Origin of the sequence: Mycobacterium sp. THU-M104 (assembly GCF_049197365.1) — a bacterium.
Lineage (GTDB): Bacteria > Actinomycetota > Actinomycetes > Mycobacteriales > Mycobacteriaceae > Mycobacterium.
Genome location: NZ_JBMIOP010000266.1, coordinates 1 through 15,449 on the forward strand (window position 1 = coordinate 1; position 15,449 = coordinate 15,449).

Consider the following 15,449-nt stretch of genomic DNA (forward strand, 5'->3'; position numbering starts at 1 on the left):
GCCAGGATCATCTCCTGGCGCAGCGCCTCGGTGAAGCCGCGGACGGCGAACTTGGCCGAGTTGTAGGCGGCCTGCCCCGGCACCGAGAACAGCCCGAACACGCTCGAGATGTTGACGACGTGCCCGTCGCCGGAGGCGATCAGGTGCGGGAGGAATGCCTTGGTGCCGTTGACGACGCCCCAGAAGTCGACGTCCATCACCTTCTCGATGTCCTTGAACTGGCTGATCTCGATATCACCGGTGAAGGCGATGCCGGCGTTGTTGTAGATCTGGTTCACTGTGCCGAAGTGCTCGGCGACGGCGTCGGCGTAGGCCACAAACGCCTCGCGCTCGGTCACGTCGAGCCGATCGGACTTCACCGCGGCCCCGAGCGCCCTGACCTGCTGCTCGGTATCCGCTAGTCCTTCCATGTCGACGTCGCTGATCGCCAGCTTGGCGCCCAAGCGGGCCAGCTCGATGGCCAGCGCCTGACCGATACCCGAGCCCGCGCCGGTGACCACGGCGACTTTCCCGGCGAAACCCTGCATGAACATGCTCCTCCTTGTCGGTCGGCTCTCGCCGAGGCTAGCCGGTACTGCCGGTACCGGCTAGGTCAGGTTGCGGGTGTGTGGAACTGCAGGTGTGGGGAGAGACACGTCACAGCGCCACCGTGAGCAACGTAGTCTGACAGACTCCGGCAGTCTCCCGGGCGATCCTCGATCGACGGGCCGAAGGAGCCAGGACGGAAATGAACGACGATCCACGCGCGGATGTCGTCAACCGCCAGTACGAGCGGTGGCGATACCCGCAACCCATCAACGACCTCGAAGTGTGGCTCGACGGTAACTGGGAGTGGTTCGATCCGGTCCACGCCCACCGGGTTTTATGGCCGGATCGGCAGTACAAGACGGATCTCGACATCTTGATCGCCGGCTGCGGAACCAATCAGGCTGCGGCTTTCGCGTATTCGAACCCCACCGCACGAGTGGTGGCCATCGACATCAGCCAGCCGTCACTGGACCATGTTCACTATCTCAAGGACAAGCACGGCCTGTGGAACCTCGAGCCCAAGCGGCTCCCGATCGAAGAGGTCTCGAGCCTGGGGCTCGAATTCGACCTGATTGTGTCGACCGGAGTGTTGCACCACCTTGCGGATCCGGCGGCAGGTATGCAGGCGCTCGGCGGCTGTCTGCGTCCAGACGGCGCCTTGGCCGTCATGCTGTACGCAAAATACGGCCGTATCGGCGTCGAGCTGTTGGAATCGCTTTTTCGCGACATGGGACTGTCCCAAGACGAGGCGTCGGTCCGCATCATCAAGGACACCATCGCGATGCTGCCGGCCGACCACCCGGTCCAGAGCTATCTTCGGGTAGCGCGTGATCTGCAATCCTCCGACGCCGCCCTGGTGGATACTTTCCTGCACGGTCGCCAGCGCAGCTACACCGTCGAAGAATGCATTGATCTTGTTGACACGGCAGGCCTGGCGTTTCAGGGATGGTATTTCAATGCGCCGTACTATCCGCACCATTCGGTTGCGCCCACGAGCGATTTCCACCGCGTCGCCAACGAGTTGTCCGAGCGCAAGATCTGGTCCGTCATGGAGCGGATCCAAACTCTGAACGCGTGCCATTTTTTCATGGCCTGCCGCCCAGATCGACCGAAAGAATCGTACGTCGTCGACTTTTCGACGGACGAGTCCTTGGACTACATCCCGGCGATGCGCATGCGCTGCGGCCTGTCCGGCACTGAGATCTGCCGGCCGGACTGGAGCATGCCGCTCAACGCGGCACAACTGCCCTTCGTGCAGAACGTCGACGGCCGGCGCACCATCCGACAGATCGCCGAGTCGGTGGCGCAGACGGGATCGCGGCGGGCCGGAGTGGGCGACCCCGAGAATTTCGGACGCAAGCTGTTCCAGTCGCTGTGGCGCCTGGATTTCCTCGCGATGTGCCGATAGCGCGATGTGCCGATAGACCGGCCCGGCGTGCGGGTTGACCGGCCCGGCGTGCGCTGCGGCCGGTCCGGTCTACCCGAACGCGGTGTCGACGATCTCCTGCTGTTCGACGGCGTGTACTTTCGACGAGCCCGACGACGGCGCGGACATCGCGCGGCGCGAGATGCGCTTGAGCCCGGTCAGTTTGTCGGGCAGCAGCTCCGGCAGCTCCAGGCCGAAGCGCGGCCACGCACCCTGGTTGGCCGGTTCCTCCTGCACCCAGAAGAACTCGCCGGCGTTCGGGTAGCGCTCCAGCGTCTCGCGGAGCCGGCGCATCGGCAGGGGGGCGAGCTGTTCGATGCGCACGATCGCCACGTCGTCGCGGACGTCCTTGGCCTTGCGCGCCGCCAGCTCGTAGTACAGCTTGCCCGCGGTCAGCAGGATCCTGGTGACGTTGCCGCGATCGCCGACGCCGTCCTCGTAGGTGGGCTCCTCGAGCACCGAGCGGAACTTGATCTCGGTGAAGTCCTTGACGTCGCTGACCGCGGCCTTGTTGCGCAGCATCGACTTGGGCGTGAAGACGATCAGCGGGCGCCGCACCCCGTCGAGGGCGTGGCGGCGCAACAAGTGGAAGTAGTTCGACGGCGTCGAGGGCATCGCGATGGTCATCGAGCCCTCCGCCCACAGCTGCAGGAAGCGCTCGACCCGCCCCGACGTGTGGTCCGGGCCCTGCCCTTCGTGACCGTGTGGCAGCAGCAGCACCACGTTGGACAACTGCCCCCACTTGGCCTCACCGGAGCTGATGAATTCATCGATGATCGACTGCGCCCCGTTGACGAAATCGCCGAACTGCGCCTCCCACAGGACCAAGGCGTCCGGGTTGCCGACGGTGTAGCCGTACTCGAAGCCGACCGCCGCATACTCCGACAGCGGCGAGTCGTACACCAGGAACTTCCCGCCGGTGGGGGTGCCGTCGGGGTTGGTCGCCAGCAGCTGTAACGGGGTGAACTCCTCGCCGTTCTTGCGGTCGAAGATCACCGAATGCCGCTGCGAGAACGTGCCGCGCCTGGTGTCCTGCCCGGACAGCCGCACCAGCTTGCCGTCGGCCACCAGCGAACCCAGCGCCAGCAGCTCGCCGAAGGCCCAGTCGACCCGGCCCTCATACGCCATCTCCCGGCGCCTCTCCAGCACGGGTTGCACGCGCGGGTGCGCGGTGAATCCGTCGGGCAGCGCCAGAAACGCGTCGCCGATGCGGGCCAACAGGGCCTTGTCCACCCCCGTGGACAGGCCCTTGGGGATCATCTGATCGGCCTCCACCGACTCGCTGGGCCGTGCGCCGTGCTTTTCCAGCTCGCGCACCTCGGCGAAGACCCGTTCCAGCTGGCCCTGGTAGTCGCGCAGTGCGTCCTCGGCCTCCTTGATCGAGATGTCGCCGCGTCCGATCAAGGCTTCGGTATAGCTTTTGCGCACCCCGCGCTTGATGTCGACGACGTCGTACATGGCCGGGTTGGTCATCGACGGGTCGTCGCCCTCGTTGTGGCCGCGCCGGCGATAGCACAGCATGTCGATGACGACGTCCTTGTTGAACCGCTGGCGGAAGTCCACGGCGAGCTTGGCCACCCACACGCAGGCCTCCGGGTCGTCGCCGTTGACATGGAAGATCGGCGCCCCGATCATCTTGGCGACGTCGGTGCAGTACTCGCTGGAACGCGAATACTCCGGCGCGGTGGTGAAGCCGATCTGGTTGTTGACGATGACGTGGATGGTTCCGCCGACGCGGTAGCCGGGCAGGTTCGCCATGTTCAGCGTCTCGGCGACCACGCCCTGGCCGGCGAACGCGGCGTCCCCGTGCACCATCAGGGGCACCACCGAGAAGGCGCGGCCTTCGGGGTCGTCGCCGTCGCCGGCGAGCAGGTCCTGCTTGGCCCGCACCAGGCCCTCCAACACCGGGTCCACGGCTTCCAGGTGTGACGGGTTGGCGGTCAGCGACACCGCGATGTCGTTGTCGCCGAACATCTGCAGGTACACGCCGGTGGCGCCGAGGTGATACTTGACGTCACCGGAGCCGTGCGTCATCGCGGGGTTGAGGTTGCCCTCGAACTCGCTGAAGATCTGCGAGTACGGCTTGCCCACGATGTTGGCCAGCACGTTGAGTCGGCCCCGGTGCGGCATCCCGATGACCACCTCGTCGAGGCCGTGCTCGGCGCACTGGTCGATCGCCGCGTCGATCATCGGGATGAAGCTCTCGGCGCCTTCCAGCGAGAACCGCTTTTGCCCCACGTATTTGGTCTGCAGGAACGTCTCGAACGCCTCGGCGGCGTTGAGCTTGCTCAGGATGTACTTCTGTTCGGCGACGGTCGGTTTGACGTGCTTGGTCTCGGTCCGCTGCTCGAGCCACTCCTGTTGTTCGGGTTCGAGGATGTGGGTGTACTCCACGCCGATGTGGCGGCAGTAGGCGTCGCGCAGCAGGCCCAGTACGTCGCGCAGCTTCTTGTACTCGGCCCCGGCGAAGCCGTTGACCTTGAACACCCGGTCCAGGTCCCACAGGGTCAGCCCGTGGTTGAGTATCTCGAGGTCGGGGTGGCTGCGGAACCGGCTGCCGTCCAACCGCAGCGGGTCGATGTCGGCCATCAGGTGGCCACGGTTGCGGTAGGCCGCGATCAGCTCCATGACGCGGGCCGTCTTGTCGACGATGGAGTCCGGGTTGTCGGTGCTCCACCGCACCGGGAGGTACGGATTGCCCAGTTCGCGGAAGATCTCGTCCCAGAAGCCGTCCGACAGCAACATCTCGTGGATGGCACGCAGGAAGTCGCCCGACTCCGCGCCCTGGATGATGCGGTGGTCGTACGTCGAGGTCAGGGTGATCAGTTTGCCGATGCCGAGTTCGGCGATGCGTTCCTGGCTGGCGCCCTGGAATTCGGCGGGGTACTCCATGGCGCCGACGCCGATGATGGCGCCCTGGCCGGCCATCAGCCGGGGCACCGAGTGCACGGTGCCGATCGTGCCGGGGTTGGTCAACGAAATCGTCACGCCGGCAAAGTCTTCGGCGGTCAGCTTGCCGTCGCGGGCCCGGCGGACGATGTCCTCGTAGGCGGTGACGAACTGAGCGAACCGCAGCTCCTCGCAACCCTTGATTCCGGCTACCACGAGAGAGCGTTTGCCGTCCTTGCCCTGCAGGTCGATCGCCAGGCCCAGATTGGTGTGGGCCGGCGTGACGGCATTGGGCTTGCCGTCCACCTCGGCGTAGTGCCGGTTCATGTTCGGGAACTGTTTGATCGCCTGCACCAGCGCGTAGCCCAGCAGGTGGGTGAACGAGATCTTGCCGCCGCGGGTGCGCGTGAGCTGGTTGTTGATGACGATCCGGTTGTCGATGAGCAGCTTGGCCGGCACCGCCCGAACACTGGTCGCCGTCGGCACCTCCAGCGACGCGGACATGTTTTTGACCACGGCCGCGGCGGCGCCGCGCAGCACCTGCACCTGGTCAACGTCGGCCGGGGGGGCGGTGGCGGCCTTGGCCGGTGGTTTGGCGGACGGTGCGGCCGTCGACCCAGCCCCGGCACCATTGCCGGCTGGTGCGGGGGCTTCATCGCTTTTCGCCGGCGGCGCGGGCTTTGCCGACGGGGCGGCCGCGTCCGGCGGCGTGTCGGTGGTCTTCGGGACGCCCGCGGGTGCGCCGGCGTTGGGTTCGGGGTTGACGTTCGGTTCAGGGTTGTAGTCGACGAGGAATTCGTGCCAACTCGGGTCGACCGACGAGGGGTCCTCGCGGAACTTGCGGTACATCTCTTCGACCAGCCATTCGTTCTGCCCGAATGGCGATACGTTGTTCACGGCCGCTTCTCGCCTCAATCCTTGTGTCCTGCAGGAGCCGTGAGTTCCGTCCCACAGCGCCCGTTACGTGTGCGCCCCGGCCGGCGAGGAGCCTCACGGCGCTGGTCCTCACCGTTTCCGCCCCATAAAGGCTAACCCCTCCCCGCCGATTCGCCAGACGGGCCGGGTAAGTCCGCCAAACCGGCTACCGACCGGCTTTCAGCCCGTCTCGGAGATCGGCGGCACCACGTGCAGGGTGCGTGGCCAGCGCACCGGCGGCGGGCCGAAAGCCTGGTGGGCGTTGCGGACGATCTTCCTGCCCGCGAGATAGTTGCCAACGGCCCCGACAATGATGCCGATGCCCACCGGCAGCAGCTTGCCGAACACCAAAGCGCTGCGCCGCATCGCGCACCGCTTCACCCACGACTTGAGCAGCCGCGAGTTCAGCCCCGACATCGATGACAGCGGCAGCGCGGCCACGGCCTCGGCGATCCAGCCGCCGCCTGTGCGCGACGGGCCGATCACCGGGGCGACCGCCTGCTTGCTGTTGTCGCCGACCAGCACCGACAGCACCAACGCGCGGCGCCGCTCCCGGTGTTCGGCGGGAATGCCGTATGCCGCCGCCATCACCAGCACGAAGAAGGCCGTGGCCTCCAGGAACGCGACGGTTTCCGCCGCGGCCGCCGACAGCGCGCTCAGCGTGCCGATGCCGGGGATGGTTGCCGCCGCCCCCACCGCGACTCCGCCGGACGTGACCAGGACCACGTAGCGGCGCTGCAGCTTGGTGACGGCCTCGGCGGGGCTGATCCCCGGGTGGGCGGAGCGCAGACGGGAGACATAGGCCTCGGCTGCAGGGCCCTGTATCCGCGCACTCCGCTCGATCACCTGCGCCAGCGCCCGCGCGGACGCTTGCGGCCGACCGTTGATCGGGCGCGGCTGTTGCTCTGCGCCGGACCTGTTCGGCAATCGGCCGTAAGACCTTTGAGACCTGTTCCGTCGGGCCCGCATTTCGTCTCTCCTGCGAATGGCGTTCATTTCAGGCTAACGCGCCTCGGCGTCCGGCACGGGATCCGCGGCTGCGTGGTCCGTCACCGCAACCGGGATACAACCGGGATAATGGCCCCGCACGCGGTGTGGGCACTGGGGGTCGTCCCGATTCGGCCCTGTGCCGGTCCTGTGCCGGTCCTGATGATGGGGCCACCACCGTCACGAGTTGAACGTCGAGAATTGAACGAGGTGGTAGATGGGCACCGCGACGTCCCTGCCGTCCCGGGGGAACCGGCGTGCGGGGCCCGGTCACGACGCCGTGCCCCGCCGGTCCCGGTGGCTCCCGGGGGAAGCCGGGAGGTCCGGAAATCCCTGGTGGGCGTTGTGGGTGATGATGATCGGCTTCTTCATGATCATGGTCGACTCGACGATCGTCGCGATCGCGAACCCGACCATCATGGCCGACCTGCGCATCGGGTACGACGCTGTGGTGTGGGTGACCAGCGCCTACCTGCTGGGGTATGCGGTGGTGTTGCTGGTGGCGGGGCGGCTCGGTGACCGGTTCGGCCCCAAGAATCTCTATCTGATCGGTCTGATGGTGTTCACGGTCGCCTCGCTGTGGTGCGGGCTGGCGGGCAGCGCCGGCATGCTGGTCGCCGCGCGTGTCGTGCAGGGCGTTGGCGCCGGTGTGCTGACCCCGCAGACCCTGTCGACGATCACCCGGATCTTCCCGGCGCATCGCCGCGGTGTGGCGATCAGCGTGTGGGGCGCCACCGCCGGCGTCGCCAGCCTGGTGGGGCCGCTGGCCGGCGGTCTGCTGGTCGAGGGGCTGGGCTGGGAGTGGATCTTCTTCGTCAATGTCCCCATCGGCGTCGTCGGGCTGGGCTTGGCGGTATGGCTGGTTCCGGCTCTGCCCACCCAGGTGCACCGGTTCGACCCGGTCGGCGTCGGGTTGTCGGGAGCGGGCATACTCCTCGTCGTCTTCGCCCTGCAGCAGGGTCAGGCCGCGCATTGGCAGCCCTGGATCTGGGCGATGCTCGTCGCCGGCGCCGGGTTGGTCTGCGCCTTTGTCTACTGGCAGTCGGTCAACCACCAGGAGCCGCTGGTTCCGCTGGTCATCTTCGCCGACCGGGATTTCGGTCTGTGCGCCGTCGGAGTGGCGATCACCGCCTTCGCGACGACAGGGATGATCTTGCCGGTCACCTTCTACGCCCAGACGGTCTGCGGGCTGTCGCCGGCCCGCTCGGCTTTGCTGATCGCCCCGATGGCGGTCGCGGCAGGCGTGCTCGCGCCGTTCGTGGGCAGGCTCGTCGACCGATACCACCCTCGGCCGCTGCTCGGTTTCGGCTTTTCGATGTTCGCGATCGCGCTGACCTGGCTGTCGTTCGAGATGCGCCCGGAGACGCCGATCTGGCGGCTGGTGTTGCCGTTTGTGGTGTTGGGCGTGGGTAACGCGTTCGTGTGGTCGCCGCTGACCGCCACCGCGACGCGAAACCTACCGCCGCGCCTGGCCGGTGCGGGCTCCGGGGTCTACAACGCGGTCCGTCAGATCGGCGCGGTGCTGGGCAGCGCCGGCATGGCCGCGTTCATGACGTCGCGGATCGGCGCCGAGATGCCGCCGCATGTGGGGATTCCGCAGCGCACCGCGGCGTTACGACTCCCCGCGTTCCTGCGTGACCCGTTCGCGGCTGCGATGGCGCAGTCGATGCTGCTGCCGGCGTTCGTCGCGTTGTTCGGGATCGTCGCGGCGCTGTTCCTGGTCGGGTTCGCGCCCTCGGTGATGCAGCGCGGAGGCAAGGCGGCCGACCCGGCTCCACCTGCGGCCGACGACTACGGCTACGACTACGACGACTACGACTACGACTACGACTACGACTACGACGACGACGACTACGTCGAGGTGATACTTCGCCCAGGCGCCGGCGCCGGGGCCGGCGGTGTCCGCACCGGCCGGGAGCGCGCCACCGGGGCGCCGCAGGAGTCGACCGGTTCTGCCAGTCCGGCCTCAGTCGCGCCGGATGGAGTGGGGAACAACGGCTTTGACCTGGACACCGAGCAGGGCCCGCGACCGGCTGCCCGGGTTGCGACGCGGGCAACCGGCGCGGTCTCGCGCGAGACCGGGGGCGGTCCGAAGGGGCGGCACTATCGTCCGGATCCCGACGGCGGCGCGACCGGACACGGGCGGCACTGCTCCGGCGGCTAGACCCGGCCGGCGTCGACCGGCCGCGCGGCTTGCCGTTGTGCCCCTCGACCGCCGCCAACGGCCGAAAGCACGGTAACTTCGGCATGTGATCACCGGTGCTTTTCTCGCCGAAGCGGCTTCGGTGGTGGACAACAAACTCAGCGTGTCGGGCGGTGTGCTCTCTGGATTCGTGGTCGGGCCTGACCGATTGGCCCGGTTTGCGCTTGTGGTGCTCACGCAGACCGAAACCGATAGCCCCGTCCGGCAAATCGAAGTGGAGATCAGGCCCCCAGCGGGTGTCGAGCCGCTGACCATCGCCTACGAGCTGCCGGATGCCGCAGCCGGAGGCGAAATCGGATTCGCCTATTTCGACGTCGAGGTGCCTCTGCCGATCGATGGCCGTTGGGTGTTGGTGGTGACGGGCGGCTCTGGAGCGATCTCGCTTCCGTTGCAGGTGAGTGGTTGACGCCCGCCCGGGCGCCGGCTGGTCCCGGCCGCGCTGGTGATCCCCGGCCGCCCCGGGTCCCGGTCGTTGCCCGCTGCCGGCTCGGTCAGCGGCCGGGAGCGTTGCCGATCAGCTCCACTCCATTGCCGTTCCAGTGGAAACGTACGTCGGTCGCAAGACCGTTGATGCCGCTCGGATACGTCAGCGCCACCGTATCGCCGGTGGTCTGCGACGCGTCGATGCCGTTGAAGCCGTACGTGTCGGGCACGCCCTGCGGGATGAACTGGCCGAGGTGGAACAGCACCGCCCGGGTGGCGGGACGGTCGGTGTTTGTGTTGGCCTGCAGGATCACCGCCGACAGCTGGGCGCACTCGTTGTAGTTGCCGGCCAGCGGTTCGGGGTTCCAGGGCTGCGCGCTGCGCGGGTCGCGGGGCAGTTCCGAGACTGTCTTGGCGATGGCGGGGGAGGCGAGGTTGACCGCGCAGGGGTCGGCCGGGGCCGCGCTGGTGCCCGGCGCGGTGGCCTGCGCGGTTGGGGGCGAGATCGGGGCCGTGATCGACGCGGTCGCGGTGGTCGATCGGCGTTGCGGTGTTTTTGCGACCGTGGAATCCCCCGAACCGCAGCCCGTCATCGCCACGGCAACGGCGGCGGCGGTCAAGCCTGTCAGCGCGCGGCTGGATAGCAGTCCCACATCGACGCACCGTACCGTCATCGGGCACGCGGGTGCGGCAGGCATGCCATACCCTGCCGCGGGTGTGGTCGCAGTCACCGGTCGCCGCCGGCCCCGCCGCTCCGGGCATGACCGGGGCCGGTCCGGCCACTAAGCTGCATGGACAATGACCCTCCCCGACAGCCCACCCGAGGCTGCCCCCACCACGTTCGCCGAGCTGCAGATTCATCCCGCGGTGGTGCGGGCGGCCGCCGACGTCGGCTACGAGTCCCCGACGGCCATCCAGGCTGCCACGATCCCGGCGCTGCTGGCGGGCTCCGACGTGGTGGGCCTGGCCCAGACCGGCACCGGCAAGACGGCGGCGTTTGCGATGCCGATCCTATCCAGGATCGACGTGAGCAGCAAAGCGACCCAGGCGCTGGTGCTGGCGCCCACCCGGGAGCTTGCTCTGCAGGTCGCCGAGGCGTTCAGCCGCTACGGGGCGCACCTGCCCGAGGTGAACGTGCTGCCGATCTACGGCGGTTCGTCCTACACCGTGCAGTTGGCCGGGCTGCGTCGCGGCGCGCAGGTGGTGGTCGGTACCCCCGGCCGGGTCATCGACCACCTGGAGCGCGGGACGCTCGATCTCTCGTGCGTCGACTACCTGGTGCTCGACGAGGCCGACGAGATGCTCACCATGGGTTTCGCCGAAGATGTCGAGCGCATCCTGTCCGAAACTCCGGAATACAAGCAGGTGGCCCTCTTCTCGGCGACCATGCCGCCCGCGATCCGCAAGATCACCACCAAATACCTGCACGACCCGTTCGAGGTCACCTCCAAGGCGAAAACGGCTACCGCCGAGAACATCTCGCAGCGCTACATCCAGGTGGCCGGCCCGCGCAAGATGGACGCGCTGACCCGCGTCCTGGAGGTCGAGCCGTTCGAGGCGATGATCGTCTTCGTGCGCACCAAGCAGGCCACCGAGGAGGTCGCCGAAAAGCTTAGGGCGCGTGGGTTTTCCGCGGCCGCCATCAACGGCGATATTCCCCAGGCTCAACGTGAGCGGACCATTGCCGCGCTCAAAGCCGGGAACATCGACATCCTGGTGGCCACCGACGTCGCAGCCCGAGGCCTGGACGTCGAGCGCATCTCCCACGTGCTGAACTACGACATCCCGCATGACACCGAGTCCTACGTGCACCGCATCGGGCGCACCGGGCGGGCCGGGCGCAGCGGAACCGCGCTGCTGTTCGTGTCGCCGCGCGAGCGTCACCTGCTCAAAGCCATCGAGAAGGCCACGCGCCAGACGCTCACCGAAGCCGAGCTGCCCAGTGTCGAGGACGTCAACGCGCAGCGGGTGGTGAAGTTCGCCGACTCCATCACCGACGCGCTCGGCGCCCCCGGCCTCGAGTTGTTCCGCCGGCTCGTCGAGGACTACGAACGCGAGCACGACGTGCCGATGGCCGACATCGCGGCGGCGCTGGCGCTGCAGTCCCGCGACGGCGAGGCGTTTTTGATGGCGCCCGAACCCCCGCCTGAGCAGCGCCGCGAGCGCCGCGAGCATGCCGAGAAGCCCCGGCACATGCGGGCCTTCACCACGTACCGGATCGCCGTGGGCAAGCGGCACAAGATCGGCCCCGGCGCGATCGTGGGCGCCATCGCCAACGAGGGCGGTCTGCATCGCAGCGATTTCGGCCACATCTCGATCGGACCGGACTTCTCGCTGGTGGAACTACCGGCCAAGCTTCCCAAAGCGACCTTGAAAAGGCTTGAGCACACCCGCATCTCGGGTGTGCTCATCGACCTGCAACCGGAGCGGTCGTCGGGGAGGCCCCCCGCGAGGACCCGCCACGACGGCGGCAAACCCCGCAGGAAAAACCCCCGATGACCCTGTCCGAGGAGGTCGAACAGGGCGGCCTGGAACAGGTCTCGCACGTCGACCGGGTCGCCTCGCTGACCGGCATCCGTGCCCTCGCGGCTCTCCTGGTTGTCGGCACCCACGCGGCCTATACCACCGGCAAGTACACCCACGGCTATTGGGGCCTGGTCGGCGCCCGGCTGGAGATCGGCGTCCCGATCTTCTTCGTGCTCTCGGGCTTTCTGCTGTTTCGCCCGTGGGTGAAAGCGGCCGCCACCGGCGGTCCGCCGCCCTCGCTGAGCCGCTATGGGCGGCATCGAGTCAGGCGGATCATGCCCGCCTACGTGATCACCGTGGTGTTCGCCTATGTGCTCTATCACTTCCGGGCGGCCGGACCCAACCCGGGGCACAGCTGGCTGGGGCTGGCGCGCAACCTGACCCTGACGCAGATCTACTGCGACGGCTACCTGGGCAAGTATCTGCACCAGGGGCTGACGCAGATGTGGAGCCTGGCGGTGGAAGCGTCCTTCTACGTCGTGCTGCCGCTGCTGGCCTATGCGCTGCTGGTGCTGGTCTGCCGCCGACGGTGGCGGCCGCGGCTGATGCTGGGCGCCCTGGCGGGGCTGGCGTTGTGCAGCCCGGCGTGGCTGGTCCTGGTGCACACCGACAAAGCGTTTCCCGACGGCGCCCGGCTGTGGCTGCCGACGTATCTGGCCTGGTTCCTGGGGGGCATGGCGCTGGCGGTACTGCAGGGGATGGGCGTGCGCGGCTACGCCTTCGTGGCCATACCTTTGGCGATCGTCAGCTACTTCATCGTCTCCACCCCCATCGCGGGCGCGCCGACGACGTCGCCGGCGTCGCTGCGCGAAGCCGTGGTCAAGACGGTGTTCTACGCGGTCATCGCCACGCTGGCGGTGGCGCCGCTGGCCCTGGGTGACCGGGGCTGGTACTGCGGGCTGCTGGCGACCCGGCCGATGGTGTGGCTGGGGGAGATCTCCTACGAGATCTTCCTGATCCACCTGATCACGATGGAATTCGCGATGGTCTACATCGTGCGCGCCCATGTCTACACCGGCTCGATGCTGTATCTGTTCGTCGCGACCCTGGCGCTGACGATCCCGCCGGCGTGGCTGCTGCACCGTTGCACGCGCGTGCGGGAGTAAGCTGCGAGCGCCCGATGACGGGCCGTGCAATTTTTATATCTCGATGACCACAACTCATTTAGGGCCTTGGCCACGAGTTCGGGTTTGGCGTTAGCCGGTTGGGTGGCCTGTCGACGGCACTTTGCGCCACTCGGTGATGTGCCTGAATTCGGGCAATCGCGGCGCAGCATCGCACCTTTCTCGCCGCCGGGTACTGCGTCGTAGGCGGCCAGGATCTCCAGCTTGCTCGCCATCTCGGGGGCTCTCTTTGTCTTTATCCCCGTGCTCGGGTCAATGATTTCCGGAGAGCGGGTGCTTCAACCCAGATTGACAGAAAGGGTGCTGAGCCGCCAATGTAGCGTACGTTACTGTTTGATTTTTGATTGAGAACTCCTGTATTGCCCACCATGATGGGAGCCGGAAATGTCTTTTGTCGTCGCTTCTCCTGATGCTCTGGCCGCAGCGTCCGCCAACCTCACAAACATTGGATAGGTGATCCAGGAAGCACACGCGGCTGCGGCGGGTTCGACCACGCAGATCCTCAACGCGGCCCAAGATGAGATATCCGTGGCGGTCTCGGCGGTGTTCGGTAACTACGGTCGGGAGTTTGAGGCGCTGGGCGCGCGGGCCGCAGCGTTTCACGGGCAGTTCGTGCAGGCGTTGAACGTCGGGGCATTCACGTACGCGGCTGCGGAGATCGCCAATGCCTCGCCGTTGCAGGCGTTAGCGCAAGACGTTCACGTCAACCTGGGCCTAGGCGACCTTGGCAGCTTCAACGTCGGTGGGGGCAACACCGGTAACTTCAACCTGGGTTCTGGCAACCTCGGCAGCTTCAACTTCGGTGGGGGCAACTACGGTAATCTCAACCTGGGCTTGGGTAATCGCGGCAGCGGGAACTGGGGCTTGGGCAACTTCGGGAACATGAACTTGGGCTTCGGCAACGGAAGCACACTCAACGACATCACCCATCTGCCCACCCCCTCGTCGGGCAACGTTGGCAACGGCAACCTGGGTAACTCCAATCTGGGCAGCGGCAACCTCGGAAACTTCGACATCGGATTCGCCAATAGCGGGAACAACAACGTCGGCTTGGGCAACCTCGGCAGCTTCAACATCGGGTACGGCAACGTTGGAAGCCACGACTTCGGGTTCGGCAACCTTGGCAGCCACGACATTGGTATCGGGCTGACCGGTAGCAATCAGATCGGCATCGGCGGGCTGAACTTAGGCAGCGGAAACGTCGGCCTTGGGAACTCCGGGAGCTTCAACTGGGGTCTGTCCAACACTGGTGACTACAACATCGGTCTAGCCAATACGGGAAACCACGACATCGGTATCGGGCTCACCGGTAACAACCAGATGGGTTTCGGCGGCTGGAATTCCGGCTCCGGCAACACAGGTCTGTTCAACTCCGGCACCGGCAACACCGGCTTCTTCAACTCGGGGAACTCCGCGTTCGGCGGCGGCGTAAACACGGGCCTGTTCAACTCGGGCGGGACGAACTCGGGCATGTTCAACTCCGGCACAGAAGACATGGGTGTGTTCAACTCCGGCACAGACAACTTGGGTTTGTTCAACGCGGGTAGTTACAACAATGGGTGGTTCAACGCGGGCTCATCGAATTCGGGCATATTCAACGCGGGCTCTGCGAATTCGGGCATGTTCAACCCCGGAAAAAGCGACATGGGTATGTTCAACGCAGGCGGTAACAGTGTTGGGTTGCTGAACACGGGGCCACATGACCTGGGATTCGATAACGCCGGCTCTACTAATATCGGCGTGGGTAACTCCGGTAATGTCAATATGGGCTTCTTCAACTCGGGTGTGGAGAACGTGGGTGCCTTTAACTCCGGCGGCACGGACTTGCTGACCCCCTCCGGCCCGGGCGCTGGAGAATACACCGGCAATGTGGGTTTCTTTAACTCAGGCACTCTCAACACCGGGATCGGGAACTCAGGAAACATCAACACCGGCATATGGAACTCCGGCAGCGTGAACACCGGCATCGGCAGTGTGGTCAGTCAGCACGGTACGGTCTCGGGTTTCGGGAACACAGGAAGCTACGAGTCGGGTTGGGACAACACAGGTCACTACAATGCAGGCTTTGGCAACACGGGAAGCTACAGTTCTGGCTATATGAACGCGAATTCGACAGGTTTCTTTGACACAGGATTCTTAAATGCCAACAACGACGTCGGTTTCAATAACACGGGTACCGGCGGCTTTAACATAGGCTTCAACAACTCTGGTGCTGGTGGCAGTAACGTGGGTTTCAACAACTCGGGTACCGGCGGCTTTAACGTAGGCTTCAACAACTCTGGTGCTGGTGGCAGTAACGTAGGCTTCAACAACTCTGGTGCTGGTGGCAGTATGAACCGCCCCGAGTTTCGTGCACACTTGGTTACTGGTGTGCCTCCGTCTCTGCGGTTGCACGTTCAGCGTAGTGGGCCGCCTCGTATTCGACCGG

10 protein-coding genes are annotated in these 15,449 nt (G+C 66.2%); 6 read left to right on the plus strand and 4 right to left on the minus strand.

Annotated features, from left to right (window positions below):
- Positions 1-527 (minus strand): SDR family NAD(P)-dependent oxidoreductase (locus ACOJVU_RS19355; protein ID WP_421531263.1); only part of this gene is annotated, 527 nt, incomplete at its 3' end.
- A gap of 200 nt (positions 528-727) precedes the next feature.
- Here ACOJVU_RS19355 and ACOJVU_RS19360 point away from each other — a divergent pair.
- Positions 728-1,936 carry a class I SAM-dependent methyltransferase gene (locus ACOJVU_RS19360; RefSeq protein ID WP_421531255.1) on the plus strand — a complete coding sequence of 403 codons (1,209 nt, stop codon included), beginning with the start codon at positions 728-730 and terminating at the stop codon, positions 1,934-1,936.
- A 69-nt stretch (positions 1,937-2,005) separates the two neighbouring features.
- On the opposite strand, the gene ACOJVU_RS19365 is transcribed toward ACOJVU_RS19360, so the two are convergent.
- Complete coding sequence (locus tag ACOJVU_RS19365; protein ID WP_421531256.1) at positions 2,006-5,740, minus strand: multifunctional oxoglutarate decarboxylase/oxoglutarate dehydrogenase thiamine pyrophosphate-binding subunit/dihydrolipoyllysine-residue succinyltransferase subunit; 3,735 nt, start codon at positions 5,738-5,740, stop codon at positions 2,006-2,008.
- A gap of 198 nt (positions 5,741-5,938) precedes the next feature.
- Positions 5,939-6,727, minus strand: coding sequence for a hypothetical protein (locus tag ACOJVU_RS19370; protein WP_421531257.1), 789 nt, complete (start codon positions 6,725-6,727; stop codon positions 5,939-5,941).
- A gap of 235 nt (positions 6,728-6,962) precedes the next feature.
- Here ACOJVU_RS19370 and ACOJVU_RS19375 point away from each other — a divergent pair, with 235 nt between their 5' ends.
- Positions 6,963-8,909, plus strand: coding sequence for an MFS transporter (locus tag ACOJVU_RS19375; protein ID WP_421531258.1), 1,947 nt, complete (start codon positions 6,963-6,965; stop codon positions 8,907-8,909).
- A gap of 85 nt (positions 8,910-8,994) precedes the next feature.
- Entirely contained in the window at positions 8,995-9,354 is a 360-nt protein-coding gene (locus tag ACOJVU_RS19380; RefSeq protein ID WP_421531259.1) for a hypothetical protein, read from the plus strand.
- Positions 9,355-9,439: 85 nt separating this feature from the next.
- Here the strand turns inward: ACOJVU_RS19380 and ACOJVU_RS19385 are convergent, their stop codons facing one another.
- Positions 9,440-10,045: an LppP/LprE family lipoprotein gene (locus ACOJVU_RS19385; protein ID WP_421531264.1), complete on the minus strand. Its 606-nt coding sequence runs from the start codon at positions 10,043-10,045 to the stop codon at positions 9,440-9,442.
- A gap of 124 nt (positions 10,046-10,169) precedes the next feature.
- Between ACOJVU_RS19385 and ACOJVU_RS19390 the strand changes: the two genes are divergently transcribed.
- The 3 genes from ACOJVU_RS19390 to ACOJVU_RS19400 all read left to right on the plus strand — a co-directional run.
- On the plus strand, positions 10,170-11,870 hold the full coding sequence (locus ACOJVU_RS19390; protein WP_421531260.1) for a DEAD/DEAH box helicase: 1,701 nt from the start codon (positions 10,170-10,172) through the stop codon (positions 11,868-11,870).
- Entirely contained in the window at positions 11,867-13,003 is a 1,137-nt protein-coding gene (locus ACOJVU_RS19395; RefSeq protein ID WP_421531261.1) for an acyltransferase family protein, read from the plus strand. The genes ACOJVU_RS19390 and ACOJVU_RS19395 overlap by 4 nt, the downstream gene beginning before the upstream one ends.
- A gap of 471 nt (positions 13,004-13,474) precedes the next feature.
- A partial coding sequence (locus ACOJVU_RS19400; RefSeq protein ID WP_421531262.1) for a PE domain-containing protein occupies positions 13,475-15,449 on the plus strand: 1,975 nt, incomplete at its 3' end.